The organism is bacterium (genome assembly GCA_037131655.1).
Lineage (GTDB): Bacteria > Armatimonadota > Fimbriimonadia > Fimbriimonadales > JBAXQP01 > JBAXQP01.
Window position 1 is genome coordinate 1 of the sequence record JBAXQP010000082.1, and the last position, 9,730, is coordinate 9,730.

General features: G+C 48.0%; 9 protein-coding genes. 2 read left to right on the forward strand and 7 right to left on the reverse strand.

The annotated features are described in order from the left end of the window. Both WCO51_05440 and WCO51_05445 read left to right on the forward strand, forming a co-directional pair. Positions 1–218 (forward strand): hypothetical protein (locus tag WCO51_05440; protein ID MEI6512704.1); only part of this gene is annotated, 218 nt, incomplete at its 5' end. Between the two features lie 228 nt (positions 219–446). Then, positions 447–1,058 (forward strand): PEP-CTERM sorting domain-containing protein, encoded by a 612-nt coding sequence (locus WCO51_05445; GenBank protein ID MEI6512705.1) that lies wholly within the window; start codon positions 447–449, stop codon positions 1,056–1,058. A 56-nt stretch (positions 1,059–1,114) separates the two neighbouring features. Here WCO51_05445 and WCO51_05450 read toward each other — a convergent pair whose 3' ends face one another. The 7 genes from WCO51_05450 to WCO51_05480 form a co-directional block, all read right to left on the reverse strand. After that, entirely contained in the window at positions 1,115–2,383 is a 1,269-nt protein-coding gene (locus WCO51_05450; GenBank protein ID MEI6512706.1) for a hypothetical protein, read from the reverse strand. Positions 2,384–2,437: 54 nt separating this feature from the next. Next, positions 2,438–3,550, reverse strand: a complete 1,113-nt coding sequence (locus WCO51_05455; protein ID MEI6512707.1) for a DUF4159 domain-containing protein — start codon at positions 3,548–3,550, stop codon at positions 2,438–2,440. A gap of 28 nt (positions 3,551–3,578) precedes the next feature. Continuing rightward, entirely contained in the window at positions 3,579–4,208 is a 630-nt protein-coding gene (locus tag WCO51_05460; protein ID MEI6512708.1) for a phage tail protein, read from the reverse strand. Beyond that, positions 4,208–6,289, reverse strand: a complete 2,082-nt coding sequence (locus tag WCO51_05465) for a putative baseplate assembly protein (GenBank protein ID MEI6512709.1) — start codon at positions 6,287–6,289, stop codon at positions 4,208–4,210. Before WCO51_05465 ends, WCO51_05460 begins: the two co-directional genes overlap by 1 nt. A 3-nt stretch (positions 6,290–6,292) precedes the next feature. Further along, positions 6,293–6,709, reverse strand: a complete 417-nt coding sequence (locus WCO51_05470) for a GPW/gp25 family protein (protein ID MEI6512710.1) — start codon at positions 6,707–6,709, stop codon at positions 6,293–6,295. Positions 6,710–6,764: 55 nt separating this feature from the next. After that, positions 6,765–7,793 carry a hypothetical protein gene (locus WCO51_05475; protein ID MEI6512711.1) on the reverse strand — a complete coding sequence of 343 codons (1,029 nt, stop codon included), beginning with the start codon at positions 7,791–7,793 and terminating at the stop codon, positions 6,765–6,767. A 22-nt stretch (positions 7,794–7,815) separates the two neighbouring features. Beyond that, positions 7,816–9,730 (reverse strand): hypothetical protein (locus WCO51_05480; protein MEI6512712.1); only part of this gene is annotated, 1,915 nt, incomplete at its 5' end.

The following is a 9,730-nucleotide window of genomic DNA, read 5'->3' on the forward strand; positions in this document are numbered from 1 at the left end:
TCGGCCAGTCGTGTTCTATCCAGCAAGCATTATGGATGCTAACATTGTTGGAAGCACAAAATATTGAAGCGTTTTTTGAAGTAGCGCCAGCCGATATTCGTGTAAGCACACCTTTAAATGGTTACGTCGTAGTCGATCCGCTTTACTTATGTGAAGCCGAGCAAGCCCTTAAGAAATGGAACGCTCTAAAGATACCAAATCACTTTTTTGCCGCTTAATTAATATATTTCTCAGTCATACATGAAAACTCCTTCCTTCTTCATTTCCTTCTCTTTATCCAAAGGGAAGGATTTTTTTATTTCATCATCCCCGTACTTCTTCCGGATTTACACGTTCCTAGCACATTTGGTCCGATTCCTGCATTTACATCTAATTGTGTATGTCAACTGAGCTAAGGAAACGCTTGACAGCATGCATGAATAAAAATATAGATGAGAGGTATTTACATGAAATTCTCTAAATACTGTTTGTTAATAGGTCTGACTCTATGTATGTTCAGCGGAGCATTCGCAATAACCACTACTTATAGCTATAACTTTGTGCCAACCCCGAACGATCTAAGTGACTTGGATCATTACAATTACTTCACATGGGGTATTAATTGGATAGTCCCAAGCAACCAAGTAATCCTTGACGCTGTCCTCACAATCAGTAAAATTGACGATTGGACAAATGAGTCTAATGATCATCTCTATATACATCTGCTTGATAATGCGCCAGTAGGGTCTAAAGCTACTTGGGATAATCAGGGCGGTGGGGACAACTTTGCCGGCGCAGGTCCTTTAATAGCCAACTATGAAGATCCAGGACCAGGCACTGCAAATTTATCATACCGATTTAGCGATCTTGGACTTGTTAATACTCTAAAAAGTTATCTATCAAACAATAATTTCGGGATCGGGTTCGACCCTGATTGCCACTACTACAATTGTGGTGTCAAGCTTAATATTACGACACAGAACAGCACACCACCTGTACCGGAACCTGCATCACTATCAATCTTAGGTATGTTCCTAACCGGATCCTTCCTAAGTATTCGACATAAACGCCGAGGGTAAGCGGTAAAACAAAAGGCCAGGAACACTATAGTTCCTGGCCTTTTCTAATATATGCCTTATTTACCCTCGCCTGTTAAGCTAATCTGGATATGGCGACGGTCAAAAACTTGACCACCTGGATCATTCCAATAGCCTGAGTTGCTCAGATAAAGTATGGCTTTGACTGAACCTGGGCTTGTCGGTTTAAATCTAACAACAAAGAAATGACTCTGCTGAGGATTCAAACGCTTCAGGAATGTCGGATGGGTCGGATCGCTCTCAACCTCAACGACCGAGAAGGAAGGATCACCCTCGACTTTAAGCAGGTTCGTTCGCAAATAGGATGGATCACCGGTTTTGGGCCAATCATTTCGAACCACAAACCGGAGTTCAACTCCTGAGCCGCCAACAGCACTCTGGCCAAAATTCACATCACCCTTATCACTTAATGGCTTACCGATTACAGTTGGAATTGGCTTTTTATTTTTCCCGAGAACCTTCCCAGTCTTTTTGTCATATGAAAGTTGATCAGGAGCGACAAACATGACAATACGTCCACCTGGATCAAGAAGCTGTGTACCCGCCCATGGATCTTGCCTTGGAATCAGCTTCCAAATACCGATTACAGCCACAATTAGGATTAGAGCAACCAGCCACCACGGAGGCGCAGGGGAGACATAGGCTTTGGATTCAGCCACTGCAGGCTTGTACATCTGCGAATCAGGAGTTGCTTCGACCTTGAAATCCACCCCGGATGTGAGTCCAAACCAGGGGCGTCTCTTTGGACGAGCTGTCAGCGAAACATCTTCTGAACTGTTCTTGTACAACCTAAAGGTTTGGCGGTCAAAGTAGTACTTGCAGCCGCCCTTTGGGTTATCCGTAAATTGGTCTCTAGCCGTCATGCCAACGGTAACATCAAAAGGCAATGTGTTGAGAACAGTGACCTTATAGGTGCTTTCTTTGCCACTACGACGCAAGGGTATCACATTACAACTCGGCCCTGGAGCGCCGCGTACAGTTAAACGCACCGTATGGCGCACAGCATCTCCGCCTGTCAACGGAGTAATGACAACTTGACAACTATAGACATTATCGCCGGGCGGAACATCCATCGGTGGCTGGAATATAACTTCAAGTTGGCCCTTTCCGCCCCCGTCGACCCATACATCCCCCACCGGGATGCTATACCATTTCTTATCGATCGGCCCATCGATGCTGAGCTGATAAGAACTACCCACCGAACTAGAGATTGTAATAGTTGCCGCACCTGTTGCGCCGGCATTTAAATCAAATTCCGATTGTGAGATGTTTGTGTGAAACATCTCCTGTTGTCCACTGCCCTCCAAATTGTTGACCTCCTGAAATTTTATAAACCGAGCACCCGCCCGGGATTTCGTTTACTAGATAACTTGATTTACCCGTGTATAGGCATATACTGCTACGTTCACTCCAAATTCCAAAGCGGCGCGGATGACCTCTCGGGAAAGCCCTTTTTCTTTCGAGCCTCCCTGCCAGGCTGTTCCATAATCTCCGCTACTTACTACCAACCCGTTGCCAGCCTTTACAGAAGCTTTAGCCGCCCCTTCCGGAGCATCAGAGAAGAGATGACGGGTTTTAAGCAAATCATGTCCGCGTTTTACATCGCCGAGCTTTTCGCCCAACTCAGTAGCGAGGGCGTCAGCAGCTTTAGTAAAAGCTTCCCCTGCCCCATCGGCAAACACTACCCCGCCGCGTTTGATTAATGCTTTGAGCGATGCGGCTTCCCATTTGACAGCTTCTGATGCGTTCACATAGACAAGGCTGGCTTCCTCAGGCACTTCAGTGCCCAATCCCAGGAATTTAACCCGAAGACCAGAGGTCATCTCAATCTCACGCACCCAATTGCGCACTCCCTCAAAAACCGCCGGTTCTTTACCATCTGCGCTATAGAGCCATAGCCCAATCGTGCCTTTGGACAAAGGGTCAGCATTGACACGAAATCGCAAATCGATTTCGTTGGGTTTAGGGCGAAGCGCATCTTTGGCATTAGTGACTTTTACATCGGCCCCAGGACCACTAATCTGAACCCGCGCAAGCTCTACATACGGTTTAGGCGGTAGGGTCAACAATGCATAAACGAGCTTGCCCTCACGGATACGTGTAGGGAACTCTTTGCCGCCATGCAACTGACTAAAGCGGTTTTCAATGTCCGCATCTTGATAAAGCGCGACCACATAGAAGAGGCCTTCCAGGTTCTCCTGGATGCCTAAATCGATTTCACCTTCGATGACAATCACATTGCCTTCGGGATCGATTGCCACTCCCGGATACACCCGCACAGCTCGACTATTGGGTTCGCGTTGCGTAACTTCACAACCCTGCACTACCCCTGCGCCATGCAACATCAAACTGTGCAAACGTTCGTGATCACGATGATAGCACTGGTCGGTCTGCCAGACGCCCTCATCGATCATTAAACCATTAAACGGCTTAACCCGCATAAACGGAAGTTCAAACCCATTTGGTAATCTCATCGTTTCTAACCCCTCTCCCTAAATTTTCTTAAAAACCTAAGCTCGGCAGCGCAGACAAGTCAAGGCCCGCCTCAAGACAAAGCTCATAAGCGGCATGAGCCGGCTTTTCGGCTTCAATCACCTGGCGGATCAATATCTCTTCTTCCGCGGTGACTTGCGCATGAATCGTGATAATAAATGTGCGGTCCGGCCCGGAAGCCATGAGCGTTTCCCGACCCATGCGGGAATAGTCCATGCCTAATCGAAACCCATTAAATGTCTGCGAAATCTCACAGTCATGACCGGTCAGTAGCTCCAAAAAAAGCTTTATTCCTTCAGCGGTTCCACGCCAGCGATATAACTCGACTGCGCGCATAATAACTTCGCGTTGACGCTCCACAGGCCAACGCCCATTCAAGCGCATCGCCACCCATTGCGCCAAAAACGGCAAGAAACTCGACGGCGTCATCCGTGGGTCGAAATAGTATGATAGCGTCTCCAAGAAACGCATGAAATCAACAAACGGCGCTTCATAGATGGCTAAGAGACGCTGCATGAGCATGTCGTTATGAAATATCGAAGGCAGATAACGCATGCTGGTAGTCTCGACAGGATCGAGAAAGGTACTTGCTCTTTCTAAAGCATAGTTATTCTGTTGGCCTGATTGAATAGTGCTCATTATGCATCCACCCATAGGCTGACTTCATGTTTAGCCGAGCAAATCGCCATGTCATCACTGACACGGATCATTGGCTCCGGCTCAGAGCGAGTACCGTCTGAGTTCATTTGGCACAACTCGACATTGGCTGCAAATTGGACACCTTCGACAGAATGGATGACGGCATAGATTTCCGGCAACCTGAGTTCTCGTCCAATAAGTAGCCCCGTTCCTTCCGTCCCCCCGATGACCGGATTGACATAACGATAGAGCTTCTCTTCAACTGCCGCCACAACCGCTTCAGGATCATATAACGGATGGACGCTAATACGAGTAATCACGCATACACTCTTGTAAGTGGGCGTTCCCACATTCAGATAGACCCCAAGCGGCATACGCCTAAATAACTCGCGTTGAATGTCCTCTTTGATCTTCTCCGAAAGCACCAAATGCTCCGGAGGAATAAGTGAAGCGGGATTTGGCACCTTTGGTATAACTAAAAGTTGGACTACCCCAGGTGGCGGGTTAACGGTCAGGTCCACCCCATCACCAGCCGGCCTAGTGGGTACACATATCGCTCGATGGACGGATGAAGAAGACCGTTTGGCTAGTTCTTCATAATCCTCCTGAACGATCGCCCGCTCTTGAATGCGCAACATCTTCTGTCCTTTAATCTTCGCATCTTCTAGCTCTTCCGGATCGGTTCCACCCGTAGCGGGATAACGGTTGGTTACTGATGCTACATACGGAATGGAGGTCTTGAGCTGCGTGAGCATATTTTCCCTAAGGTTCCCACTCACCCCACCGCCATGCCGATAGGTTATACGAACTTGTTTACCCTTTTCCGGCACTTTGCCATATTGGCGTTCGCTTCCATCCTGCTGCCCAATGGAGGGACCAAAAAGTATCTCTCCACTGACGTAATCGACCAAATAGTTGAGAGAATTGGGCTGAGAATCGGCAAAGGAAACCACCGGTTCCCATCGATCCCAAGTCCCCGGAATGTCATCGGCTTCAACTTCTAATACCTCTTCACTCGAAGTAAATGGCAGGATCGGCATGTTATGCACTTTGAAGAACTGTCCCGGTTTGCCGCTACTTACCCCTAACATTTCATCGGCTTCAAGGGTGGCATGAATCGCCGAAACTGTTCCACCGCGCGCTTCCCCACTAACACCTGAAATCCGCGGAGATTCGCGATAGTGATAATTGGCCGGCGCTTCCATCGTTCGAACCCGCAGCCAATAACCAGTCTTAAGGTCCACTTCAGTGCGCCCAATATCTGACGGCACGTGAAGTCCAACTTCACCGGTAATGTTCAGACCACCGGTAGTATCATAGGCCAAGTCCATCGGTCGCCACTGCCCATCGGATTCACGGCGATACTGCCACTCCAACGGTGGGCGGGTCGGATCGATACCCGTCCCTCCAATTGCCGCACACTCCAAACGAAGAATAATTAGGTTGCTTTCGATATTGTTTTCGAACCCAAAATAGACTGAATTGCCGGGATCAGGTCCTTTTTTAGGATCATCAATGCGGAAAGCAGCAAAATTAGTTTCTTCTTGCCCCTCTTCTGCCGTCTCAGGCAGTCCCAGCATCGCTGCCGAGATCGCCCCCTGTTCGCGTATGAAGTTCGAAGCTTCATAAAAGCGATCGGGTTGACCGGTAGTGGGGTTAATCCAGCGGATCAGTACATGTTTGAGTTGCGGAACCACGATTTTAAGCGTTTCCTGAGTGCTAAAGACGATGGCTTCATCGCTCTCCGTACGCAGGGTCGCTACTTCAGTGGCTTTAGGAATCACCACCGCATGGGGTTGTTGAGAACTTAAAGTGAAGGTGAGTTTAGTGGTGGCCGCTTGACCAGGATTGAGGGTCACCCCCAACATCTCCAAAAACTTGACGTAATGGCGCTCAGGCACGCGGTTAAGGCGATAGATGACCATCTCGCTCATCCAGGCGAATAGTTCGATGAGCGCCACCCCAGGGTCGCTCACATTGTGGTCGGTCCACTCCGGACAATACAGCGGAATGCGCCGTTTGGCTTCATCTACCAAGTCCTGAAACTTTCTATCATCTAAATTGGGTGCAGGTAGTGGCATCGATTAATCCTCCCCGGGAATCAGATAAAACGGAAAAACCAAATTGCGCTCATGATTGGATCCGCGTAATTGATAACGTACGCTCACCAACATTTGAGCTTCATCTTGAGAATGCGGTCTAACATCGACTTCAATTTCTTCGATGCGCGGTTCCCACCGCTCCAGCGCCTCTAAAACATAAAAGCGCATCAGACCGTGAGTCGTGGCATTGTTCGGAGCAAAGATCAACTTATAAATGTCCGAACCGAATTCAGGACGCATCACACGCTCACCTTTAGCAGTGAGCAAAATCAACCGGATTGCCTCCTGTATATCTGTTTCGCCAGTCGATAGCGAGATTCCTCCTCTTTCATTAATTCCTAGAGGAAAACTCCATCCCGCTCCTAAAAATTCTTTTCCTGCCCGAAACGCTTCTGACATAACAAGCCTCCGAGTTTCATTAAAGCTGTTAGCTATCAGCCTTTATCCTCTTATACTACTCTCTACGCAAACTATCTCTAACTATCTCATATGTTCGCTTAACTCTCATCCAGCCTGGTGGATTATCTACCGCATAGGGCGCTATCATACTTACCGCCAGCCAGCATTGGCCTTCCTGTTTGAGGGCAGTTCGAAGTTCGTTTTGCACCCCTTTGACCATAAGTGACGTTGTATATTCCTGCCATCCGTTTCCCGTATCTTCAAACGGAGTCATTTCTTCGACAACATATCCTTGCGCAAGCCACAATTCACAAAAACGACTACTCATACCTTGGGGGTCACTGATCCCCGATTCCAGCACAGGCATAGAGAATACTCCTAAATGCCCGGTTAAACCATCTCCTTCAAAGGCTTGCAGCCAGATACAGGCTGAATCCTGTCTGTGCATCTGCCCACATCTAAGCTGCCAAGAGACGGGATAATTAAAACGAACTCCTGCCCCATCCTGGTCTAGCTCTTGAACCTGTTCAGCTTCACCACCAAGCCGCTGTGTCAGTTCAAAAGAAACTGCTGCCGTCTCCAAAACTTGAGCCATTTGATCGAAATCACTCTTCCATGCGATGGCTTCTAAAATAAATAGCTCTGTCGCATCAGGCAATGCTCGTATTCTAACACTGAACGGACCATTATTATCCGGAACTTCTAAAAGTAAGTCCAAATATTGATTCCCTGCCACAACACCATTTCCCTGCTCAATTATTGTCGCGCCTATTTGCCAAGCGTACCATACAAGCCAATCCTGCCATGAGATGAGGTAGGGCGCGTTAATCACGTTCACCGCCACCATCCGGCGGGATATCCCCACATCTGGCGAGGTAAATAACCCCAATGTTGTCAACTTCCCTGGCTCGAATGTCGGTTGGGCAAAACCTGTCTGCTTTCCCCAATCAGGGGGGATCAAAAGGCGATATCCCAACCGCTCATAGCCGTAAGGCATCGTTTGAATACAGGTATATTCCGACTGTATTATAAGGTCCGACGGTAAATTATGATAAAGCCACTTATAGCTTGAAATCTCTGACATTCAATTAATCCCTGGCGTCCAACTAGCCGCCCAACGGGTTCCTCATATTTTCAACAATTTCAATTTCAGGCATTTGAGGTATCGCCATCGCAATAAATGGCATACCCTCAAGCGCTAGTGTAACAGACCGCACAGAGACAGGGTCAAGTGTTACCCCCGCAGTGTACTCGATAAGCGGCGCGCCAATATTAGATGGACACGAAATCACAGAAGCCCCCGATTGAATCACATCAATATAAATCGCCGGTTCCCTAGTACCAGGCGGAGGCCCGAACGGAGACAGCTCCGGCACCGAAGGCTTCCCAAACGGTGTTATTTCCGGCACAGGTTGTGCAACCATTACCGGCTCAGGTTCGGGTTGTGGCTCTGGTTCAGGTTCAATAATTACTACTGGCTCAGGTTCGGGGGCAATTTCTATCGCTGATACGGTTTCTTCTTCAACAGTCACAACAGCAACCGGTTCCGCTTCAATCACAGGCACATCAACAACTTCCGCTTCCACTACAATCACTGCTTCTGGTTCAGGCTCTGACTCTGCCACCATAACTGGCTCTGATTCCTCTTCAAAAACAGGCGCAGTTTCTTCATCGACAACCTCAGCAACGACTGGCTCGGGCTCAACAATAACATCCGGTTCCAGTTCAGGCTCAGCAACTATTACCAGCTCAGGTTCTGACGCTACTTCTATTGGTGTTACAACCTCTTCTTCAACAGCCTCAACAACCATTACCGGATCTGGTTCAACTATAGGCTCAGGAAGAACTTCCGTTTCCGCTACAATCACTGCTTCTGGTTCAGTCTCTGGCTCAGCCATCATAACTGGCTCTAATTCCTCTTCAATAATTGGCGCCGATTCTTCCTCGACTGATGCAGCAACTGCTACAAGCTCGGGCACAATTTCAACCTCTACTGTAATTACTGGTTCGGATTCAGGAATTGGTTCTGGTGCTATTTCTTCTTCGGCGACAGCTTCAACAGCAATAGATTCCGGCTCGATAATAGATGCTATTTCCTCTTCTGCAAGCGCTTCTACAGCAATAGGTTCTTCAATGGCCTCTTCTTCTTCCGGTTCAACTACTGGCTCCTCGACTGTCTCGATTGCTTCTGGTTCTGGCTCAACAACCGGTTCTTCTTCAATCGTAACAGCCTCTACTGGTTCAGATTCAATAGCTTCTACAGTATCAGACTCAGGTTCTTCAACCTCAGCCACATCGAGCACAGTTTCGGTTTTCGCTACCGCTTCAACGACAACTTCCTCCGTCGGTTCAATCACCTCTTCAATAATCGTTTCCGCAATGATCTCAATCGGTTCAGGAGTAGCTTCAACTTCTTCGACTTCAGTTTCTACCGCTGCCTGTTCAACTACTTTCTCAATAATTGGTTTTTCAACCTCAGCCACATCGATCACAGTTTCGACTTGCGCTTCCGCTTCAACGACAGCTTCAATAATAGGTTCTGGTTTGTATTTTGATTTACGCTTAGATTTTGACTCGGGCTTTACTTCAACTTCTTCTACCGGTTCCTCTAAAGCATTAACTTCAATAGGAACCTCTTCTACCATAGGCTCTGCAATTACTTCTTCGACTGCTGCGACTTCAAGGTCCGGTACAGGTTCCTCAACCAATACCGACGCTTCTAGTTCAGGAGCAGCTAGCACTTCTTCGATAAGAGTTTCCTCAGGAGCTACAGCTACTACTTCTTCAAGAACCTCCTCTATAACTGGTTCGACTGGTACTTCTTCAACAAGAGGTTCTTCAGGGGCAACAGCTACTACTTCCTCCTGTTCTTCCACTACAACCGGTTCGACAGGTACTTCTTCGACTGCTACAACATCTGGCTCAGGTACAGGTTCCTCAACAGCATCTGGAACTTCAGGCTCTAGCTCAGATACAGCTACTTCTTCTTCAACAAGAGGTTCTTCAGGGGCAACAGCTACT